This window comes from Methylobacterium radiodurans (assembly GCF_003173735.1).
Classification (GTDB): Bacteria; Pseudomonadota; Alphaproteobacteria; order Rhizobiales; family Beijerinckiaceae; genus Methylobacterium; species Methylobacterium radiodurans.
In genome coordinates, this window is sequence record NZ_CP029551.1 from 3,428,301 (window position 1) to 3,448,623 (window position 20,323).

The 20,323-nt window shown below is 71.9% G+C and carries 16 protein-coding genes; 8 read left to right on the forward strand and 8 right to left on the reverse strand.

Going from position 1 to position 20,323, the window contains the following annotated elements; genetic code table 11:
* Positions 1–195 precede the first annotated feature (195 nt).
* The 3 genes from DK427_RS16065 to DK427_RS16070 form a co-directional block, all read right to left on the reverse strand.
* Positions 196–1,245 carry an HD-GYP domain-containing protein gene (locus DK427_RS16065; protein ID WP_109952140.1) on the reverse strand — a complete coding sequence of 350 codons (1,050 nt, stop codon included), beginning with the start codon at positions 1,243–1,245 and terminating at the stop codon, positions 196–198.
* A 141-nt stretch (positions 1,246–1,386) separates the two neighbouring features.
* Complete coding sequence (locus tag DK427_RS26385; protein WP_162559809.1) at positions 1,387–1,551, reverse strand: hypothetical protein; 165 nt, start codon at positions 1,549–1,551, stop codon at positions 1,387–1,389.
* 333 nt (positions 1,552–1,884) lie between these two features.
* Positions 1,885–2,577 (reverse strand): GntR family transcriptional regulator, encoded by a 693-nt coding sequence (locus DK427_RS16070; protein ID WP_109952141.1) that lies wholly within the window; start codon positions 2,575–2,577, stop codon positions 1,885–1,887.
* A 265-nt stretch (positions 2,578–2,842) separates the two neighbouring features.
* Here DK427_RS16070 and DK427_RS16075 point away from each other — a divergent pair, with 265 nt between their 5' ends.
* The 8 genes from DK427_RS16075 (at position 2,843) to rplQ (ending at position 11,362) form a co-directional block, all read left to right on the forward strand.
* A complete protein-coding gene (locus DK427_RS16075; RefSeq protein WP_109952142.1) occupies positions 2,843–3,496 on the forward strand; it encodes a class II aldolase/adducin family protein in 654 nt (217 codons plus the stop codon).
* Between the two features lie 90 nt (positions 3,497–3,586).
* Positions 3,587–5,329: an ABC transporter ATP-binding protein gene (locus tag DK427_RS16080; protein ID WP_109952143.1), complete on the forward strand. Its 1,743-nt coding sequence runs from the start codon at positions 3,587–3,589 to the stop codon at positions 5,327–5,329.
* Positions 5,330–5,703: 374 nt separating this feature from the next.
* Complete coding sequence (gene ilvD / locus DK427_RS16090) at positions 5,704–7,533, forward strand: dihydroxy-acid dehydratase (RefSeq protein WP_109952145.1); 1,830 nt, start codon at positions 5,704–5,706, stop codon at positions 7,531–7,533.
* A gap of 201 nt (positions 7,534–7,734) precedes the next feature.
* Positions 7,735–8,103: a 30S ribosomal protein S13 gene (rpsM, locus tag DK427_RS16095; protein WP_066917993.1), complete on the forward strand. Its 369-nt coding sequence runs from the start codon at positions 7,735–7,737 to the stop codon at positions 8,101–8,103.
* 172 nt (positions 8,104–8,275) lie between these two features.
* Positions 8,276–8,665, forward strand: a complete 390-nt coding sequence (gene rpsK / locus DK427_RS16100) for a 30S ribosomal protein S11 (RefSeq protein WP_066917992.1) — start codon at positions 8,276–8,278, stop codon at positions 8,663–8,665.
* A 100-nt stretch (positions 8,666–8,765) separates the two neighbouring features.
* A complete protein-coding gene (locus DK427_RS16105; protein ID WP_109952146.1) occupies positions 8,766–9,641 on the forward strand; it encodes an MBL fold metallo-hydrolase in 876 nt (291 codons plus the stop codon).
* Between the two features lie 102 nt (positions 9,642–9,743).
* On the forward strand, positions 9,744–10,763 hold the full coding sequence (locus tag DK427_RS16110; protein ID WP_066917989.1) for a DNA-directed RNA polymerase subunit alpha: 1,020 nt from the start codon (positions 9,744–9,746) through the stop codon (positions 10,761–10,763).
* Between the two features lie 185 nt (positions 10,764–10,948).
* Positions 10,949–11,362, forward strand: a complete 414-nt coding sequence (rplQ, locus tag DK427_RS16115) for a 50S ribosomal protein L17 (protein WP_066917987.1) — start codon at positions 10,949–10,951, stop codon at positions 11,360–11,362.
* 235 nt (positions 11,363–11,597) lie between these two features.
* Here the strand turns inward: rplQ and DK427_RS16120 are convergent, their stop codons facing one another.
* From DK427_RS16120 to DK427_RS16140, 5 genes are read right to left on the reverse strand one after another with little or no spacing between them, the layout of a single operon-like run.
* Positions 11,598–13,508, reverse strand: a complete 1,911-nt coding sequence (locus tag DK427_RS16120) for a response regulator (protein WP_109952147.1) — start codon at positions 13,506–13,508, stop codon at positions 11,598–11,600.
* The gene (locus tag DK427_RS16125) at positions 13,505–15,220 is read right to left on the reverse strand and encodes a response regulator (RefSeq protein ID WP_109952148.1); all 1,716 of its coding nucleotides are present in this window, start codon (positions 15,218–15,220) and stop codon (positions 13,505–13,507) included. The genes DK427_RS16120 and DK427_RS16125 overlap by 4 nt, the downstream gene beginning before the upstream one ends.
* On the reverse strand, positions 15,217–16,275 hold the full coding sequence (gene cheB / locus DK427_RS16130) for a chemotaxis-specific protein-glutamate methyltransferase CheB (protein ID WP_109954210.1): 1,059 nt from the start codon (positions 16,273–16,275) through the stop codon (positions 15,217–15,219). The genes DK427_RS16125 and cheB overlap by 4 nt, the downstream gene beginning before the upstream one ends.
* 38 nt (positions 16,276–16,313) lie before the next feature.
* A complete protein-coding gene (locus tag DK427_RS16135) occupies positions 16,314–18,620 on the reverse strand; it encodes a hybrid sensor histidine kinase/response regulator (protein WP_109952149.1) in 2,307 nt (768 codons plus the stop codon).
* Between the two features lie 15 nt (positions 18,621–18,635).
* Positions 18,636–20,306 (reverse strand): methyl-accepting chemotaxis protein, encoded by a 1,671-nt coding sequence (locus DK427_RS16140; RefSeq protein ID WP_109954211.1) that lies wholly within the window; start codon positions 20,304–20,306, stop codon positions 18,636–18,638.
* Between the last annotated feature and the right edge of the window lie 17 nt (positions 20,307–20,323).

Sequence of the window (20,323 nt, forward strand, 5' to 3'; positions counted from 1 at the left end):
GCCGGGCGGATCGCGGCCCGGTGTGGCAAGCGAACCACGGCTGGTCCCGGATCCCAAAGGTCGAGACCTTTGGCAGGTGCAGGGCAGAGCCCTGCATTTGGAACCGCCGCCCCGGCTTCGCCGGATCGGAGATTCCAACCCGGGGCGCCGCCCCAGACCCCGCCCAAGGGTGTGACACCCTTGGGGATTCCCGGACTACCCTGCGTGGGCCAGCGCGACGGGGCGGAAGGCGGCCAGCAGCGCCGGGTCGAGATGGCCGCGCTCGCTCCCCATCTGGGCCAGCGCCGCCAGGGGCTCGATCGAGGTGCGGTAGGCGCGCCGCTCGGTCAGCGCCGAGTACACGTCGCAGATCGCCACGAGGCGGGTGAGGTCCGAGATCGCCGCGCCCGCGAGCCCGTCGGGATAGCCCGTGCCGTCGAGGCGCTCGTGGTGGTGGCGCACGGCCGCGATCACTGTAGGCTCGGTGCCGCCCTGCTCCGCCAGGAGGTCGGCGCCGATGGCGGGGTGGCGCTGCATCAGGCGCCACTCCTCCGGGGTGAGGCGGCCGGGCTTGTTCAGGATCTCGGCAGGGATGCGCGCCTTGCCGATGTCGTGCAGAAGGGCCGCGCGGGCGAAGCGATGATGATCGGCACTCCCTAAGCCCAGCACGGAGCCGAAGGCGGCGGCGAAGCCCGCCACGCTCAGGGTATGCTGGTAGACGCCCGCATCGTGCCGCCAGACGGTGTGCAGCCAGTCGCGGATGCCGGCCTCGGCGACTGCCTCCACAACGATCTCGGTGCCGCGCTCGATCTCGGCCGGATCGATCCGGGCGCCGAGCGCCGCGCTGTCGAACAGGTCGGCCACCAGGGTCGTGGCGGCACCGCTGCGGGCGAGGAGCGTGCGGGTGCGGGTGCGCTCGGCCTTCGCGGCGCTCTCCAGCATCGCGAAGATGCCGGCCAGCACGGTCTCGCGCGGCGCGTTCGCGGGCAGGGTCTGGGCGGCGGGCGAGGGGGACGCGCCCGGCCCGCGGGCAAGCACGAGGCGGGGGACGGCCCGGTCGAGAGCCGCCTCGGCGGCGGCGAGGGCCGGGGCGTCGAGGTCGAGCACCGCGAGACGCGGACGGCCCGGCGGCAGGCCGGTGCCGGATTCAGCGGCCCGGCAGGCCGCGACGAGGCCGATCGCCCGCTCAAGCGCCCGGCGCTCGGCCGGGCGGTCCGACAGCAGAAGGACGAAACCTTCGTCCGGGATCTGGGCGCCCAGTGCCACGTCAGCGCCCTCGGGTCGCTCGGATCAACGATTTGTTGACCCTAACACCGAAATGGTGAGCAAAACCTTGCGGCGATCACGTCTCGAAAGCGGTCGGCCCGGCCCCGCAAAGACTTCGGGGCCGCACGGCCTCAAACCGCCTCAGGCGTAGCGGCCGGCCGGCACGTCCGGGTAGCGGGTGTGCACGTTGCGGCGCGTGTCGCGGGGCGACTCGAACATGTCAGCCACCTTGACGACCAGCAGGATCTGGACGCCGACGACCAGGACGGCGAGCGCGACGAGGAGGAAGGGCAGGGCGAAGAGCATGGGTTCGGACCGGAACGTGCGTCGTTGGCGATGTTGCATCGCCGTAATCGCATGTTGCGCCGCAAATTGGCATACCAAGCTTGGCATGCCAAATATGCTACCGGTGCATGGATGATCCGCCTTCGTCAACTTCCGTTAAGAATCTTCGATCCAATCCGGCGACGCGGCGCGCCGAGCGCATGACCGGACGCTGAACCTGTGACGCATCAGTCTTGTGCGGCGCGGCAAGACCGGGAAGGGGGGCTGCGCATATGACCCTCCCCGCGCGTGCGGACACCGGCACCGAGGTCGGCACGGGCCGGGTCGGGCTTGGGGGCCTGTCCTGCGGCCGGATCAGTCGAGATAGTGGCCGTAGGTATCCACGTGCCGGGCAAGCCCGAGGCCATGGTCGCGCACCAGCCGCTCGGCGAGTTCCGCCTCACGGGCCTCCAGCGCCTTGATGATCTCCACGTGCTCGCGGATCGAGCTCTCGGCCCGCTCTCCCTGGCGGAGAGCCGTGTTGCGGATGCCGCGGACGTGCATCAGCAGATTGCTCGACAGGCTCGCGATCGCCTCGCACTGGCCGAGCGAGATGATCTTCTGGTGGAAGCGGATGTTGGCGTCCGAGTACTCGTCGAGGTGCTCGGCGGGGCGGCCCTCGTAGAATTCCGGGAACTCGGTGCGCAGGGATTGCAACTGCGCGTCGCTCGCCCGGGTGCAGGCGAGGCGGGCCGCCATGCTCTCCAACGCCGCCCAGGCGTGGATCATGCCGACGATCTCGGCCTTGGTCTTCTTGATCACGAAGATGCCGCGGCGCGCCTCGGAGCGCACGAAGCCTTCCTGCTCCAGCACGGTGAGCGCCTCGCGCACCGGCGTGCGGCTGACGCCGAGATCCTGCGAGAGCTTGCGCTCGTCCAGCCGCACCTCGTCGGGGCGGCCGTACAGGTCCATGTTGGTGATGGCGGATTTCAGCGCCTCGTAGGCCAGCGTGCGCAGGCTCGAACTCGCGACGATCGGCTTGATGCTGAACTGGTCGCTGTTGGACATCCTGAATCCAGACTTCACCGGCTGCTGCGCCGCTCCGTGAGTCGAGACCTAGCCGAAAGTGCAGGCAACTCAAAGCCACCCGGGCCGGGTGCCCACAGCGGCGGCATGTGTGGGCTGGGGATATTGGCATTTGGAATGCCAAATGTCGAAGCCTTCGTCCAGCCGCTCATACGGGTAGCGCGCGGTGCCAGCCGCGGGCTAGACCCTTCCGGTGCCGGCAGGGCGCCGGGTCCTTTCTCTCCGCATCGTCCCGAAGGGACCGCACATGGCACGCCACGACGCCTTCCGGATCCGACAATCGATCGTCGAGGCCGCCCGCAGCCTCGACGCCCTCGGGCTCACCCAGGGCACATCCGGCAACGTCTCGCTGCGCCACGCGGACGGGCTGCTGATCACACCCTCCGGCCTGCCCTATGCCCGCATGAGCCCGGACGACATCGTGTTCATGCGCCTCGACGGCACCTACGAGCACCCGCTCAAGCCCTCCTCGGAATGGCGCTTCCACCGGGACATCCTGGCACGCCGGCCGGAGGTGAACGCGGTGGTGCACGCCCACCCGATCTACTGCACGGCCTTCGCCATGTGCCGGCGGGAGATCCCGGCGGTGCACTACATGATCGCGGCGGCGGGCGGCCCGACGGTCCGCTGCGCGCCCTACGCCACCTTCGGCACGGAGGAACTCTCCGCCCACGCGCTGGCGGCGCTGGAAGACCGGACCTGCTGCCTGCTCGCCAACCACGGCATGATCGCGACCGGGCCGGACCTCGAGAAGGCGCTCTGGCTCGCGGTGGAGCTGGAGACGCTGTGCCGGCAATACGCGGTGGCGCTGCAGGTCGGCACGCCGGTGGTGCTGCCGGACGACGAGATCGCCCGCAACGTCGAGAAGTTCCGCAGCTACGGGCTGAAGGCACAGGGCTGAGGACAGGCGCGGCGGCGGGAGCGCTGGGCAGCCGGACCGTCTGCCCCTATCAGGGGGGCCGCCGCGTCCGCGCGTCCTCGCGAGTTCCCGATGCTGAAGGCCTTCCTCGCCTATTACCGGCCCCACCGCACCCTGTTCCTGGTCGACTTCGGCTGCGCCGTGCTCTCGGGCCTGCTCGAACTCGGCTTTCCGATCGCCGTGAAGCTCTTCGTCGATCGCTTGCTGCCGCAGCAGGACTGGAGCCTGATCGTGCTGGCAGCCGCGGGGCTCGCCGCCCTCTACGTGGCCAATGCCGGCCTGATGGTGGTGGTGACCTATTGGGGCCACGTGCTCGGCATCAACATCGAGACCACGATGCGGGCCCGCGCCTTCGACCACCTGCAGAAACTCTCCTTCCGCTTCTACGACGGCCAGAAGACCGGCCATCTGGTGGCCCGCGTGACGAAGGACCTGGAGGAGATCGGCGAGGTCGCGCATCACGGGCCGGAGGATCTCTTCATCGCCGTGATGACGCTGTTCGGGGCCTTCGCGCTGATGATCTGGGTCCACCCGCCGCTCGCCCTGATGACGGCCGCGATCCTGCCCGTCATCGCCTTCGTGACCCTGCGCTACGGCGGGCGCATGACCCGCAACTGGCAGGCCCAGTACGGGCGTGTCGGCGCCTTCAACGCGCGCATCGAGGAGAATGTCGGCGGCGTGCGCGTGGTGCGGGCCTTCGCCAACGAGGCGCACGAGCGCGCCCTCTTCGCGGCCGACAACGCCCGCTACCGCGCCACCAAGCTCGAGGCCTACCGCATCATGGCGGCGAGCCTGTCGATCAACTACCTCGGCATGCGCCTCGTCCAGATCGTGGTGCTCCTAGGGGGCGCCGCCTTCGTGGTCCGCGGCGATCTCTCGGCCGGCGGCTTCGTGGGCTTCCTGCTCTTGGTCGGCGTGTTCTACCGGCCGCTGGAGAAGATCGGCGCGGTGGTCGAGACCTACCCGAAGGGCATCGCGGGATTCCGGCGCTACATGGCGCTGCTGGGCACGGAGCCCGACATCGCCGACCGGCCGGGCGCGGTAGCGGCCGGACCGCTCTCCGGCGCGATCCGCTTCGAGGACGTCGCCTTCGGCTACAGCCCGGACCGGCCCGTGCTGCGGGGGCTGAACCTCGCGGTCGCGGCCGGCGAGACGGTTGCCCTCGTGGGCCCCTCGGGCGCGGGCAAGACCACGCTCTGCTCGCTGATCCCGCGCTTCTACGAGGTCGAGGCCGGGCGCATCACGATCGACGGGCACGACATCCGCGACCTGACGCTCGCGTCGCTGCGCGGCCAGATCGGCATCGTGCAGCAGGACGTGTTCCTGTTCGCCGGCACGATCCGGGAGAACATCGCGTACGGGCGGCTGGATGCCAGCGAGGCCGAGATCCTGGAGGCGGCCCGCCGCGCCCGGCTCAGTGACCTGATCGCCGGGCTGCCCGAGGGGCTCGACACGGTGGTGGGCGAGCGGGGCGTGAAGCTCTCGGGCGGCCAGAAGCAGCGCATGGCGATCGCCCGGGTCTTCCTGAAGAACCCGCCGATCCTGATCCTCGACGAGGCGACCTCGGCGCTCGACACCGAGACCGAGCGGGAGATCCAGGCGGCGCTCTCCGAGCTGTCGGCGGGGCGCACGACCCTCGTCATCGCCCACCGGCTGGCAACCGTCCGGCACGCCGACCGCATCGTGGTGGTGACGGAGGGCGGCATCGTGGAGGAGGGCCGCCACGAGGCGTTGCTGGCCCGCGGCGGCTACTACCGCCGCCTGCACGCGGCGCAGTTCGCCGCCGCGACCGGGCCGCTGAGCGCTGCGGAGTGAGATGCGCCCGTCGCCCGACACGGGCCGACGGTGACGCCCGCGCTCTCCCTCCCCCTCTGCGGGGGGGGGTGGCATCCGAAGGGGGACGGTCGGGACGAAGTCCCGCAGAGCGGGAGCGACGGTGCAGAACAGGGCTCACCCCTTCATGCCGTTCGCGTCCGATCTGGAAGCCGGCTTCCCCTCTCCCGACCCGGCCTGACGACCGGCCCACCCTCCCCCGCAGAGGGGGGAGGGAGAATGCGCGGAACCGAGCCGCCGGAACGGGCCCCCGGCCACGCTGCATGCCCGCACCGATCCGAACACCCTTGAACCCGGCCCCCTTCAGCCGGCACAAGGCCCAAAATTCCTCCAAGAAAACCCCTTCCGAGACGCCGATGCCCGCCTACCGCTCCCGCACCACCACCCACGGCCGCAACATGGCCGGCGCCCGCGGCCTCTGGCGCGCCACCGGCATGAAGGATTCCGATTTCGGCAAGCCGATCATCGCGGTCGTGAACTCCTTCACGCAGTTCGTGCCGGGCCACGTCCACCTGAAGGACCTCGGCCAGCTCGTCGCCCGCGAGATCGAGCAGGCGGGGGGCGTGGCCAAGGAGTTCAACACCATCGCGGTCGATGACGGCATCGCGATGGGCCACGACGGCATGCTCTACTCGCTGCCCTCGCGCGAGCTGATCGCCGACTCGGTCGAGTACATGGTCAACGCGCACTGCGCCGACGCGATGGTGTGCATCTCGAACTGCGACAAGATCACCCCCGGCATGCTGATGGCGGCGCTCCGCCTCAACATCCCGTGCGTGTTCGTCTCCGGCGGCCCGATGGAGGCCGGCAAGGTCGTGATGAACGGCATCACCCGCAAGTTCGACCTCGTGGACGCCATGGTGGCGGCGGCCGACGACCGGGTCTCGGACGCGGACGTCGCGACGATCGAGCGCTCGGCCTGCCCGACCTGCGGCTCGTGCTCGGGCATGTTCACGGCCAATTCCATGAACTGCCTCACCGAGGCGCTGGGTCTGGCGCTACCCGGCAACGGCTCGGTTCTGGCGACGCATGCCGACCGCAAGCGCCTCTTCGTCGAGGCCGGCCATCTCGTGGTGGATCTCGCCCGCCGCCACTACGAGCAGGACGACGCGAGCGTCCTGCCCCGATCCATCGCGAGCTTCGCGGCCTTCGAGAACGCGATGACGCTCGACATCGCCATGGGCGGCTCGACAAACACGGTGCTGCACTTGCTCGCCGCCGCCCACGAGGGCGAGGTGCCCTTCACCATGGCCGACATCGACCGGCTCTCGCGCCGCGTGCCGGTGCTGTGCAAGGTCGCCCCGGCGGTCGCCAACGTCCACATGGAGGACGTGCACCGGGCGGGCGGCATCATGGGCATCCTGGGCGAGCTCGACCGGGCCGGGCTCCTCGACGCCCGCGCCGGCAACGTCGCGGCGGGCACGCTCGGTGAGGCCCTGGCGCGCTGGGACGTGCGGCAGAGCGCCAGCCCCGCGGTCCACGAGTTCTACCGGGCGGCGCCCGGCGGCGTGCCGACCCAGGTCGCCTTCAGCCAGGCGGCGCGCTGGGACGAGCTCGATCTCGACCGGACGGGCGGCGTGATCCGCGACGCGGAGCATGCCTACTCGCGGGACGGCGGCCTGGCCGTCCTGTTCGGCAACCTCGCGGAGGACGGCTGCATCGTGAAGACCGCGGGCGTCGATGCCTCGATCCTCTCGTTCACCGGCACCGCCCACGTCTTCGAGAGCCAGGACGCGGCGGTCGACGGCATCCTCAACGGCCGGGTCAAGGCCGGCGAGGTGGTGCTGATCCGCTACGAGGGCCCGCGCGGCGGCCCCGGCATGCAGGAGATGCTTTACCCGACGAGCTACCTGAAATCGAAGGGCCTCGGTAAAGCCTGCGCGCTCGTCACCGACGGGCGCTTCTCGGGCGGTTCCTCCGGCCTGTCGATCGGCCACGTCTCGCCCGAGGCCGCCGAGGGCGGCCTGATCGGCCTCGTCGAGCAGGGCGACCGGATCGAGATCGACATTCCGAACCGGCGCATCCATCTCGCGGTCGACCCGGCCGAGCTGGAGCGGCGGCGGCAGGCACAAGAGCAGCGGGGCTGGCACCCGGCAGCGCCCCGCAAGCGTAAGGTCAGCGCGGCGCTCCGGGCCTACGCGGCGCTGACCACCAGCGCCGCCAAGGGCGCCGTGCGGAAGATCTGAGCGGATTGCAACGGGCGGTTGACAGGTGGACCGCCCCGCGCTAGCAGGCCGGTCTTCGTCCATTCGGAACGTGGCTCGAGGTGCCCTGATCGGGCGGCCGCGGGCCGCGTCGTCGTTCGACGGACGCGCAAGGGCCGGACTCCACCGGACGCGCGGCAATCAGAAAGACCGGACCGTTCGGTTCGGCGATGGAGTGATATCTTGGCCCGTATCGCAGGCGTCAACATCCCGACCGGCAAGCGCGTCGTCATCGCGCTGCAGTACATCCACGGCATCGGCCCCAAGAAGGCCGAGGAGATCACCGGCAAGGTCGGCATCCCGGCCGAGCGCCGCGTGAACCAGCTCACCGACGCCGAGGTGCTCCAGATCCGCGAGACGATCGACCGCGACTACATCGTCGAGGGCGACCTGCGCCGCGAAGTCTCGATGAACATCAAGCGCCTGATGGACCTCGCCTGCTACCGTGGCCTCCGTCACCGCAAGCAGCTGCCCGTCCGCGGCCAGCGCACCCACACCAACGCCCGCACCCGCAAGGGCAAGGCGAAGCCGATCGCCGGCAAGAAGAAGTAATCTTTTCGGACTTGGGAGGCCGTGCTGCGCTCGGCCTTCTCTCCGTCGTGCGGGTGTCCCTCTGCGGCCCCGGACAGGCGCTCGCAGATCTCCGCATCCGCGCCGCCGACATCCCAAAAGAATCCCGAGCGCCTGGCATTACGGGCGTGCCTGAAGGACTGACGAGCAGAACATGGCCAAGGAACCGCAACGCGTCCGCCGCCGCGAGCGCAAGAACATCGTCTCGGGCGTCGCGCACGTGAACGCCTCGTTCAACAACACGATGGTGACCATCACCGACGCGCAGGGCAACACGATCTCGTGGTCCTCGTCGGGCGCGATGGGCTTCAAGGGCTCGCGCAAGTCGACCCCCTACGCCGCCCAGGTCGCCGCCGAGGACGCCGCCCGCAAGGCCGCCGAGCACGGCATGCGCACCCTCGAGGTCGAGGTCTCGGGCCCCGGTTCGGGCCGCGAGTCGGCTTTGCGCGCCCTCCAGGCCGCGGGCTTCACCGTCACCTCGATCCGCGACGTGACCTCGATCCCGCACAACGGCTGCCGTCCGCGCAAGCGCCGCCGCGTCTGATCGGGCGACCGACACGGCCCCGTCGCGGGGCCGTGCGACAGGGCGGGCGGGGCCGTTCGCGCGGCGCCGCCCACAAGCGCACTCGAACGGGGAGATCTGCGTGACGGACAGCTCGAAGGCACTTCCAGGCGTCCTGCGTTGGCCGGTCGGCGACCTCACGGTCACGGTCCTCAACGACGGCTACCTGCAGGGCTCCCTCGATCTCGTCGCGGGCATCTCCAAGGACGAGGCCGGCCGGCTCCAGGCGGCCGGCTTCCGCGCCCAGGATCCCAGGATCACCCTCAACGCCTTCCTGATCACGGGCCCCGGCCGCAAGCCCGCCCTGATCGACACCGGCATGGGCAGCCTCGGCGGCGACACGCTCGGCCGCGTGCCGGCGGCGCTGGCGCTCACGGGCGTGAAGCCGGAGGAGATCGGCACGATCCTGATCTCGCACCTGCATCCCGACCATGCCGGCGGCCTGATCGACGACCGGGGGCAGGGGCGCTACCCGAACGCCGAGATCGTGCTGCACACCGACGAGGCGGCACACTGGCTCGGCGAGGACGCGCTGGCCCGCGCGCCGGAGGGCGCCAAGGCCTATTTCGAGAACGCCCAGAAGGCGGTGGCGCCCTACGGCGGCCGCCTGCGCTACCACCGGGGCGGCGAGGTTCTGCCCGGCATCGAGGCCGTGCACCTGCCCGGCCACACGCCGGGACACACGGGCTTCCGGATCGTTTCCGGGGACAAGAGCCTGTTCAGCTGGACCGACGTGGTGCATCTGCCCGCGATCCAGTTCAAGCAGCCGGAGGCCGGCATGGTCTTCGACGTCGACGTCGAGCAGGCGCGCGAGACCCGCAAGCGCGTGCTCGACATGGTGGCGAACGACCGGAGCTTCATCGCCGGCAACCACCTCGAATTCCCTGCGCTCGGCTACGTGGCGCGGGACGGGGCGGCCTACAGCTTCGTGCCGGAGCTCTGGGTCGCCGCCCAGTAGGTTTCATTCAGGGACCGGTTCCGCGGGCGGGGGCAGCCAGGCGGACCGGCCGAAACGCGAGGCGTCCCGGGGCGCGGCGCGTGAGAGGCGAGAGGTAGGACCGTGGTCATTCAGAAGAACTGGCAAGAGCTGATCAAGCCGAACAAGCTGCAGGTGACGACCGGCGACGACCCGAAGCGCGTCGCGACCGTCGTGGCAGAGCCGCTGGAGCGCGGCTTCGGCACGACTCTCGGCAATAGCTTGCGCCGCGTGCTGCTCTCCTCGCTCCAGGGCGCGGCCGTCACCGCCGTGCAGATCGACGGTGTGCTGCACGAGTTCTCCTCGATCCCGGGCGTGCGCGAGGACGTCACTGACATCGTCCTCAACATCAAGACGATCGCGATCCGCTCGCAGTCGGACACCCCGAAGCGCATGACCCTGCGCAAGACGGGCCCGGGCCTCGTCACCGCCGGCGACATCGCGGTCACCGGCGACGTGCAGGTGCTGAATCCCGACCTCGTGATCTGCACGCTGGACGACGGCGCCGAGATCCGCATGGAGTTCACGGTCGCCACCGGCAAGGGCTACGTCCCGGCCGAGCGCAACCGCCCCGAGGACGCGCCGATCGGCCTGATCCCGGTCGACTCGCTGTTCTCCCCCGTCACCAAGGTCTCGTACCGCGTCGAGAACACCCGCGAGGGCCAGGATCTCGACAAGGACAAGCTGACCATGACGGTCGAGACCAACGGCGCGGTCTCGCCGGAGGATGCGCTGGCCTACGCCGCGCGCATCATCCAGGACCAACTGCAGGTCTTCGTGAACTTCGAGGATCCGCGCAAGGAGGAGGCCGCCCCGCTCGCACCGCAGCTGCCCTTCAACCCAGCGCTGCTCAAGAAGGTGGACGAGCTGGAGCTCTCGGTCCGTTCGGCGAACTGCCTGAAGAACGACAACATCGTCTACATCGGCGACCTCATCCAGAAGTCCGAGGGCGAGATGCTGCGCACGCCGAACTTCGGCCGCAAGTCGCTCAACGAGATCAAGGAAGTGCTCGCCGGCATGGGTCTGCACCTCGGCATGGACATCCCCGGCTGGCCGCCGGAGAACATCGAGGACCTCGCCAAGCGCTTCGAGGAGCACTACTGAGGGGGCGAAGCCGCTCCGGGCTTGACCGGAGCGGCGCATCGCACCGACGTGGCGCCCCAGCGAAGCCGGGGCGCCCCAACCAAAAAATCCCGCCGCGGGGTCAAGCGGAGAACGAAGACGCCTCCTGAGGAGGCACCGGCCGTTCCTTGGCACGGCGGCCGGCAGCATACGGAAAGGCCAGCACCATGCGTCACGGTTACCGCGGTCGCCGCTTCAACCGCACGGCCGAGCATCGCAAGGCGATGTTCGCCAACATGTCCGCCGCGCTGATCAAGCACGAGCAGATCATCACCACCCTGCCGAAGGCGAAGGACCTGCGCCCGGTCGTCGAGAAGCTGATCTCGCTCGGCCGCACCGACAGCGTCCACACCCGTCGTCTCGCGATGGCGCAGCTGCGCGACGCCGACATGGTCAAGAAGCTCTTCACCGTGCTGGGCCCGCGCTACCAGGGCCGCCCGGGCGGCTACTGCCGCATCATGAAGGCCGGCTTCCGCCACGGCGACAACGCCCCGATGGCCGTGATCGAGTTCGTCGACCGCGACGTCGACGCCCGCGGCAAGGATTCGGGCCCGAGCCAGCAGGTCGCCGACGCGGCCTGAGCCGGTCCGGCACCAGCGGTCTCTTAAGGAAGGCGGTCCCTCGGGGCCGCCTTCTTCATTTCGGGTGCCGGCCGGTGCAGGATGGCCTGAGACCACATCCCTGAAGGCGCTCATGCCGACAGGGTCTGACACGCATGCCGCCGATCTGATCTCCGAGGCCTTCCCTGTCGGCCGTCGCATCCTGCGCAAGGCGATCGCGTTGGCGGGTCGTCCTTGAGCAGGGCCTGCCCGAGCCTCAATCCAGAAGCGCCGACACACGCCGTGCGAGTTCCGCCGACTGGAAGGGCTTGGCCAGAACCGGCAGGTCCTCGGGAATCTCGATCGCCTCGGCGTGGCCTGTGAGGATCAGGAGCGGCAGGTCAGGCCAGCGCGCGCGGACGAGGTTGGCGAGGTCCACGCCGCTCATGCCCGGCATGGCAAGGTCGGCCACCACGAGGTCGAAGGTCTCGCGCTCCAGGAGGGCCAGCGCCGCCGTGCCGCTCGCGGCCTCGGTCTCGCGGTAGCCGAAGCGGCGGATGAAGGAGGCGGTGACGTGGCGCACCTCCGGGTCGTCGTCCACGACGAGGACCCGGGCCGGCCGGCTCGCCAGGGGGGCGTCGGCCTCCTCGGCCGTCTCGGCCTGGGCCGCGCCCTCGGCGCAGGGCAGGGCGAGCTCGACCCGGGTGCCGCGCCCGACCGCGCTCTCGATGCTGAAGCGGCCCTTCGACTGCTGGGCCAGCCCGAACACCATGGCGAGCCCGAGCCCGGTGCCCTGGCCGACGGCCTTGGTGGTGAAGAAGGGCTCGCAGACCCGCTTCAGGATCTCGGGCGGGATGCCGCTCCCCTCGTCCGTCACGCTGACCCGCAGGTAGGTGCCGGGGGCGAGATCCGGATCGTCCGCGATGACGAGCCGGTCCGTTGCCACCACGATCGTGCCGCCGTCGGGCATCGCGTCGCGGGCGTTGATGCAGAGGTTCAGGACCGCGAGTTCGAGCTGATCGGGATCGACCTGGGCGGGCGGCAGGTCCGGGGCGAGGTCGGTCCGCACGGTGACCAGCCCGCCGAGGCTGCGCCCGAACAGGTCGCTCATGCCGGCGATCAGCGTGTTCACGTCGGTGGCGCGGGCGTGCAGGTCGTGGGTGCGGCTGAAGCTGAGGAGGCGCTTCGTCAGCGAGGCGCCGCGCTCGGCGGCGCCCCGGGCGTTCTCGATCAGGCGCTGGACGCGGGGCTGGCCCTCGACCTTCGGCACCGCGAGTTCCAGGCTGCCGAGGATGGCGGTGAGCAGGTTGTTGAAGTCGTGCGCGATGCCGCCGGCGAGCGTGCCGAGCGCCTGCATCTTGTCGGACTGGCGCAGCCGCGCCTCCAGGCTCTTCTGCTCGGTGACGTCGCGCTCGATCGTGGCGAGGTGGGCGACGGCGCCGGCGGCGTCTCGGATCGGCACGCGGACCACCTGGGTCCAGCGCTCGGCCCCGGCCGGCCCTTCCGAGACGAGCGTGTTGCCGACCTCGCCCGAGCGGACGGCCGCGAGATCCGCCGCCGCGCTCTCGGCGGCCACGGGCGCGAGATCCGCCTCGCGGCGGCCGAGGCTGTCGGCGACGGAGCGCCCGAGGAGCGCCGCCTTGCGGGCGTTGAGGCGCACGAAGCGGCCCTGCGCGTCCTTGAAGGAGATCGCCTCCTCGGCGTGGTCGAGGAGGCCGCGCAGCAGGGCGCGCTCGGTGGCCAGTTCCCGCCCGAGGCTGTGGCGCTCGAAGGCGGTGCGGACGGTGCCGCGCAGGAGGCCGGCGTCCCAGGGCTTGGTGACGTAGCCGATGATGCCGCCACGGTTGAGCGCCCCGATCACCGCGGTGATGTCGGCGTAGCCCGTGAGCAGGATGGCCTGGGCGTCGTGGAAAGTGCGGGCCTCGGCCAGCAGCGCGTCGCCGGTCATGCCCGGCATGCGCTGGTCCGAGATCACCACGGCGATATCCGGCTCGGCCCGCAGGATCTCCAGCGCCTCGGCGGGCTTCGGGCTGGTGAGGACCCGGTACTCGTCCTCGAACAGGTCCTCGAGGGCGATCAGGATGTCCGGCTCGTCGTCGACGGCCAGGATCGTGCCGCGATGCGCCGCCAAGCCCGTCCCGTCCTCCAGAAATCCGTCTCGAAACGCGTCTTGGGTACCGTGCGTCATGCGTCCACAGCCTGCCGCGGGATCCCGATCACGAAGCAGGCACCTCCCCCCGGGGCCGTCTCCACGCTGAGGACGCCGCTATGCGCCTGAACGACGCTGTAGGCAATCGCGAGGCCGAGTCCGGTACCCGATCCGACGGGCTTGGTGGTGAAGAACGGCTCGAAGATCTTCTCGCGCAGGCTCTCCGGAATACCCGGACCGGTGTCGCTGATGCGGATCTCGTCGGTCTCCTCGGTGGCCCGGGTGGCAATCCGGATGGTGCCCCCCTCCGGCATCGCGTCGGCGGCGTTGGAGAGGATGTTCATCACCACTTGGTTGAGCAGCGCCGGGGTGCAGCGGATCTCCGGCCGCCCGGCGAAGTCGCGCTCTACGCCGATGCGCGTGCCGAGCTTGTGCTGGATCAGCGCCAGCACGGTCTCGATCGCCTCCGGCACGTTGACGAGCGCCCGCTCGCCCTCGTCGAGGCGCGAGAACTTGCGCAGGTTGAGCACGAGGTCCTGGATCCGGGTCAGGCCCATCCGCATGGCGCCGACCCGGTCGCGGGCCTTGGCGAGGGTTTTCGCGCCGCGCTCGTCGGCGAGGCCGGGCAACTCGCCGAGCAGGCGCTCAACCGTGCCCTGGTGGGCCAGGATGAAGGCCAGCGGGTTGTTGATCTCGTGGGCGATGCCGGCGACCAGCTCGCCGAGCGAGGCCATCTTGGCGGCCTGGACGAGCTTGGCCTGCGCCTCGGTCAGCCGGCGGTTGGCCGTGGCGAGATCGCTGTTGGCCTGTTCCAGCGCGTCGGCGAGGCTGGCGCGGGCTTCCGCCGCCTCGGCCTCCGCGCGGGCCCGCTCCACCGCGCGCTCGCGGGCCCCGAAAGCGCCGGCGATGCGGCGGTCGTCCTCCTCCAGAAGGCGGCGGCGCACGAGGCCGCGTACCCGCAGCGCCAGCACCTCGGCGTCGGACTTCGCCACCACGTCGTCGGCGCCTGCCGCGTAGGCGCGCACGAGGAAGTCCTTGGCCGGGGTCGAGCCCGAGATGCCGACGAGGTGGAAGCCGGCCCCCCCCGCCCGGCTCGTCCGGCGCGCATCGACCGCGCGGCACAGCTCCAACCCGTCATAGGCCGGGCTCAGCAGGTCGAGCGTGACGCAGTCGAAGGGCTCGCCGTCCCGGTCGAGGGCGGCGAGCGCCTCCTCCGGCCCGTCCGCGGTGGTGACGGCGTGGCCCTCCTGGCCGAGCAGGCCCGCCAGGAAGGTGCGGTAGGTGGCGCTGCCGTCGATGACGAGGACGCGCCCGCGCCGGAACCCGGCCGCGCCCGGCGCCTCGCCGGCGGCCGCGGGCTTGCCGCGCTCACGCAGCAGGGCCCGGATGCGCAGGACCAGCAGGTCGCGATCGTCGGACTTGGCGACGTAGGCGTCGGCGCCGCTCTCCAGGCCCTGGCGCTCGCCCTCGCGGGCGCCGGTCAGCATCAGGAGCGGCAACGCCCGGGTGCGCAGCGAGAGGCGCATCTGCCGGGTCAGCTCGTCGCCGTTCATGCCGGGCAGGTGGTAGTCGGCGACGACGAGGTCGGGCAATTCGCGGTTCAGGTGGTCGAGGGCGGCCTCCGCGGTCGCCGCGCGGGCGACAGTGAAGCCGCTCTGCTCCAGCAACAGGCGCAGCTCCAGGGCCTGCGTCTCCGAGTCCTCCACCAGGAGGATGCGGGGGGCCGATCCCGGCTCCGCGGCGGCGCTCACGGCACGGCCTCGGGATCGACGAGGCGCAGGATCTGGCCCGCCACCCGGTCGAGGGGCAGGACGCTGCGGGCGGCGCCGAGCCGGACGGCGGCGGCCGGCATGCCGTAGACGACAGCGGTGCTCTCGTGCTCGGCGATGGTCTGGGCTCCGGCCGCCTGCATGTCGAGGAGACCGAGCGCGCCGTCCTCGCCCATGCCGGTCAGGAGCGCGCCGATGCCGGAGGCGCCGCATTGCCGGGCCATCGAGCGGAACAGCACCGTCGCGGCCGGGCGCTGGCCGGAGACCGGGGCGGTGTCGAGGATGCGCAGGGTGCGGTTGGACCCGAGTTCGAGATGGCGGTCGCCGGGCGCCACGTAGACGCGGCCGGCCTTGGCCTGCTCGCCGTCGCGCGCGATCCCGACCGCCAGCGGCACCACCCCGTCGAGCCAGCCCGCGAACCCGTCCATGAAGGCAGCGCCCATGTGCTGGACGAGGAGGACGGGCAAGGGAAAATCCGCCGGCAGGGCGCCGAGCACCCGGGCGAGCGCCGGGGGGCCGCCGGTCGAGGCGGCGATGCCGAGGACGGTCGGCGCCTGGAGGCTTGCCGTGGGCGCGGCACCCGTCCGGATCGCGGGCGCGGCGGGGCCACGCCCGGCCCATTCGGTGCCGATCGGCCGGCGGCGGATCACCGGGACCTGGGCCATGATACGGAGCTGCGTGCAGATCTCGCCCGCGATGCCCTCGTAGCCGGCATGGGTCGTCGCCACCGGCTTCTCGACCACCGAGAGGGCGCCGGCCCGCAGCGCGTTCATGGAAATGCGCAGCGAGGAATCCTCGACCGCGTCCGCCACCACGACGATCGGCGTCGGGTGCTCGGTCATGATGCGGCGGGTGGTTTCCAGGCCGTCGATGCCGGGGAGCCGGATGTCCATCGAGATCACGTCGGGACGCACGACGTCGATCAGGGTCAGCGCCTCCTCTCCGGAGGCGACCGCCGCGACGATCTCCAGGCGCGGGTCGCGGGAGACGATGTGGCGCAGGAGCTCGCGCACCACGAGGCTGTCCTCGACCAGCATCACCCGGACGCGGCCGCCGTGCGCCGTGCCGGCCCCGTTCACAGCAGGCGCCCGATCGTCTCGAGAAGCCCGCTCTGGTCGAACTTCTGCTTGGTCAGGTAGGCGTCGGCGCCGAGTTCGAGGCCGCGAGCGACGTCCTCGGGGTCGCCCCGGGAGGTCATCAGCACGGTCGGCAGGCGGCGGAAGCGCTCGTCGGCCCGGAGCGCGCGCAGCAGGCCGAAGCCGTCCAGGCGCGGCATCTCGACATCGGCGAGGACGAGGTCCACCGGCTCGATCTCGGCGCGCAGCCGGTCGAGGGCGTCCTGTCCGTCCACGCAGACGACCACGCGGTAGCCGGCCGCTTCCAAGATGCCTTTCTCCAGGGTGCGGGTGGTGATGGAATCGTCGACGACCAGAATCGTCGCGCGCACCATCGAACGTCGCGCCCGCGGCGCGGTTCCGGCGGCCTCGCCGTCGATGTCGGGCGGAGCCGCGGTCGAGGCGGCGGGCAGGGCCCCGTCGGCGCGGGCGGCCAGCCCCTCGGGATCGAGCACCAGGACCGGCACGTCGCCGGCCAGGATCGCGGTGCCGGCGACGAGGTCTGGGTCGGCGCCCACGGGGGGCACCGGCAGGACGAGGAGCGTGCGCACGTCGTGCAGACGCTCGACCGCGAGGGCGAGGCGGCGCCCGCCCGCCCGCAGCAGCACGGCGGTGAGGTTCCGGCCGGGCGCCGCCGCCGGCAGGTTCAGGAGGTCGGAGAGCGCCGCGACCGGGAGACTCGCCTCGGCCTCACCCCCCCCTTGGCCCTCGGCTTCCGCCACGCGCAGCAGGGTCCGGCCCATGGCCTGCGGCAGACCGGCGCGCTCGACCCGCAGCAGGCGCGCCACGCCCGCGCCCGGCAGGGCGTAGGTGGCCCCACCCGCCTCGACCAGGAGCAGGCTGCGCCGGGAGGCGGCGAGCGGCAGGCTGAGGACGAGCTGGCTGCCGGCGGGCGCGCGGGGGCCGAGGCGCACGCTGCCCTGGAGGGCGCGGGCGGCATCCGCCACCACCGACAGGCCGAAGCCGCGTCCCGCCAGGGTGTCGATGCTGGAAGCCGTCGAGAAGCCCGGTTCGAAGACCAGGGCGAGGAGCGCGTCGGGATCCGGCGTCTCGCCCTCGACGAGGAGGCCGCGGCGGCGGCCCTGCGCGGCGATCGCCGCGAGGTCGGGGCCCCTGCCGTCGTCCCAGACGGTGAGAACGAGCCGCCCGCCCCGCAGCGCGACCTCCAAGCCGATCTGCAGCGCCTCGGGCTTGCCCGCGGCGGCGCGGACCTCCGGCGGCTCCCAGCCGTGGCTGAGCGCGTTGCGCAGGGCGTGCAGGACAGGGTCCTTCAGGCTCTGCAGGATGGCCCGGTCCACCGGGACGTCGAGGCCGCGGGTGGCGACCGCGACGTCGCGGCCCTGCTCGCGCGCGGTCTCGCGCAGGGTGCGGGCGAGAAGGCCCAGCACGGTCTCGGCCGGGACGAGGGCGAGGCGCTCGGCCTCGGCGCGCACCCGGGCGGCGGCCCCGTCGAGCACCGCGGCGGCGGCGGCGTGGCGTCGGGCGAGGTCGCCGGCCTCGCGCGCGAGCGCCGCGAGCGCCCCGTCGAGGCCGCGCAGCTCCGCCCGGGCCGCCTCGCCGGCGGTGTCGTCGGCAGCCTGGCCAGCGCCTGCCAGCCCCCCGACCCGGCGGCGCAGGTCGGTGCAGGCGCGGGCGATGCGGGCGAGGCCCTCCGCTACCGGGGCGCCGCCGAGGGCGCTGGTGAGGTCGTGGCTCGCCCGGGACAGGGCCTCGACGGTCTCGGCCGGCACGCGCAGGATCGCCTGGGCGGGCTCCGGTGCCGGCTCGGCCGGGGCGGCGGGCCTCGGCAGGGGCGGTGTGGAGGGTTCGGCAGAGAGCTGGGACAGCGAGGCGGAGAAGGCGGGCGCGGCCGGCGCTTCGGCGGGCGGCGCGGAAGCCGGATCCTCCGACCGGTCCGGACCGAGGCAGCCGTCCAGCGCGGCCAGCGCGTCGCCCGGCATGGCGGCGTCCGGCGCCTCCTTGATGGCGGCGACGTAGGCCTCGATCCGGTCGAGGGCGAGCTGCGTGGCGCTCTCGGCCGCGCGGTCGAGGGCGGCGCCCGTGCTGACCCGCTCGAACAGGGTCTCCAGCCGGTGGGCCAGCGCCTCGACGGGCGGCAGATCGACCGCGCGGGCGGCGCCCTTCAGGCTGTGGGCCCGGCGGAAGATGTCGTTCCAATCGGGCGCGGCGCCCGCCCCCGCGGTGCCGAGCGCGGCGCGGATCGCCTCGATATGCTCGCGGTGCTCGACCTCGAAGGCGGCGAGCAGGAGCTGGCGGATGTCGGCCAAGGCGGAAGCCCGGGCCTAGTGCCGGTAGCGCTCGGCGAGCGCCATCAGGGCCTGGGCCAGCTCCGTGAGGTTGGCGGACGCCGCCTCGACCTCGCGGGTGCCGGCAGCCGTCTGTTGGCTCGCCTGCCGGATGTTCTGGAGCGCGCCCATCACCTGCTCGATGCCGAGCTGCTGCTGGTTCGTCGAGGCGACGATCTGCTGGAAGGTCTGGACGTTCTCCTCGACGCGGGCCGAGATCTCCTCGATCGTGCGGTGCGTCGTGTCGGAGCGCGCCTTGCCGGTGGCGGCGCGCTTGACCGCCTCCTCGGTGAGCATGACCGAGGTGTTGATGCCCCGCTGGATCTCGCCGAGGATGCCGCGCACCTGCACGGTCGCGGCCTTGGCCTGGTCGGCGAGCTGCTTCATCTCGGCGGCCACCACCGCGAAGCTGCGCCCGCCCTCGCCCGCGGCGGCCGCCTCGATGGCGGCGTTCAGGGCCAGCAGGTGCGTGCGCTCCGAGATATCGTTGACCGTCTCGATGATGTCGCCGATCACCTGGGTCTTCTCGGAGAGCGCCACGATGTTGCCGGCCACCGCCTCCGCCTGCTCGCGGATCGCGTCCATGGCCTTGGCGGTGTCGGCGACCGCGCGCAGGCCCTGGCGCGAGGTCTGGGCGGTGGCCTGGGCGGTGGCGATGACCTCGCCGGCCCGCTTCGAGATCTGGGCGCCCGAATGGGTGATCTCGTCCACCGTCGCGGCGGTCTCCTGAACGGCGGCGAACTGCTCCTCGACGGAGGCCGCCTGCTCCTGCGCGGAGGCGCGGATCTCGGCGGCCGCGGCGTTGAGGTCGGCGGTCGCGGCGCGGTTGGTGCGGGCGAGCTCGGCGAGGCCGCCCACCATCTGGTTCAGCGTCCGGCTGAGGCGGGCGATCTCGTCGCCGCCCTGGGCGGGCAGCTCGCCCGAGAGGTCGCCCGAGCCGACGCGCTCCACGAAGCCCATCACCCGTTCCAGCGGCCGGACCACGGCGCGGCTGATCAGGATGGTCACGAGGATGCTGAGCAGGGCGCAGGCGGCGAGCGTGCCCAGGATCGAGAGGCGGCTCGCCTCGTAGATGCCCTGGACGGTGCGCTGGCCCGTGGCGATGCCCTCGTCGAGAACGTTGCGGTTCTGCTCGATGCCGCGCAGCACGCTCTCCTGAATGCTGTTGATGTCGGGGTTGCGCGCCTCGATCGCGGCGGCGTCGCGCGCGGCGATCGCCGCGACCTGCGCCTCGCTGGCGGTGCGCAGCTGGCGGAACAGGCTGGCGGTGTCGGCGGCGCCGAGCGCGAGCCGCTTCCAGATCGCGGCCCGCCCGGGCGTGAAGGCCGATTCCGCGTAGCCGTTGGAGGCGCGGACCAGGGAGGCCAGCAGGGCGTCGGCCTCGCCCGCGGCGTTGCGCCAGTTGTCGAGCGACCGGTTGACCGCCTGCGCGTCGGTCTCGCGCGCGAGCACGGCGATCACCGCGTTGCGGCGGTACAGGCCCATGTCGCGCGCCTTGTTGGCGAGGTCGTCGAGCTGGCGCGCCACCGAGAGGTCGCGGGCGACGATCGCGTCGGTCGCCTCGCGCACCGCGCCGATCTGGCCGATGGCGTAGAAGCCCATGGCGACGATCACCACCGTGATGGCGACGAAGCCGAGGAGGATCCGTTTTCCGATCGAGAGCGACAGCGAGGTCAAGGCGGCGT

Excerpts from the sequence above, each read along its gene's own strand:
- DK427_RS26385 (WP_162559809.1), bottom strand. The coding sequence starts at position 1,551 with ATGCTCTTCGCCCTGCCCTTCCTCCTCGTCGCGCTCGCCGTCCTGGTC.
- DK427_RS16070 (WP_109952141.1), bottom strand. The coding sequence starts at position 2,577 with ATGTCCAACAGCGACCAGTTCAGCATCAAGCCGATCGTCGCGAGTTCG.
- DK427_RS16075 (WP_109952142.1), top strand. The coding sequence starts at position 2,843 with ATGGCACGCCACGACGCCTTCCGGATCCGACAATCGATCGTCGAGGCC.
- DK427_RS16080 (WP_109952143.1), top strand. The coding sequence starts at position 3,587 with ATGCTGAAGGCCTTCCTCGCCTATTACCGGCCCCACCGCACCCTGTTC.
- ilvD (WP_109952145.1), top strand. The coding sequence starts at position 5,704 with ATGCCCGCCTACCGCTCCCGCACCACCACCCACGGCCGCAACATGGCC.
- rpsK (WP_066917992.1), top strand. The coding sequence starts at position 8,276 with ATGGCCAAGGAACCGCAACGCGTCCGCCGCCGCGAGCGCAAGAACATC.
- rplQ (WP_066917987.1), top strand. The coding sequence starts at position 10,949 with ATGCGTCACGGTTACCGCGGTCGCCGCTTCAACCGCACGGCCGAGCAT.
- DK427_RS16120 (WP_109952147.1), bottom strand. The coding sequence starts at position 13,508 with ATGACGCACGGTACCCAAGACGCGTTTCGAGACGGATTTCTGGAGGAC.
- cheB (WP_109954210.1), bottom strand. The coding sequence starts at position 16,275 with ATGCTGGTCGAGGACAGCCTCGTGGTGCGCGAGCTCCTGCGCCACATC.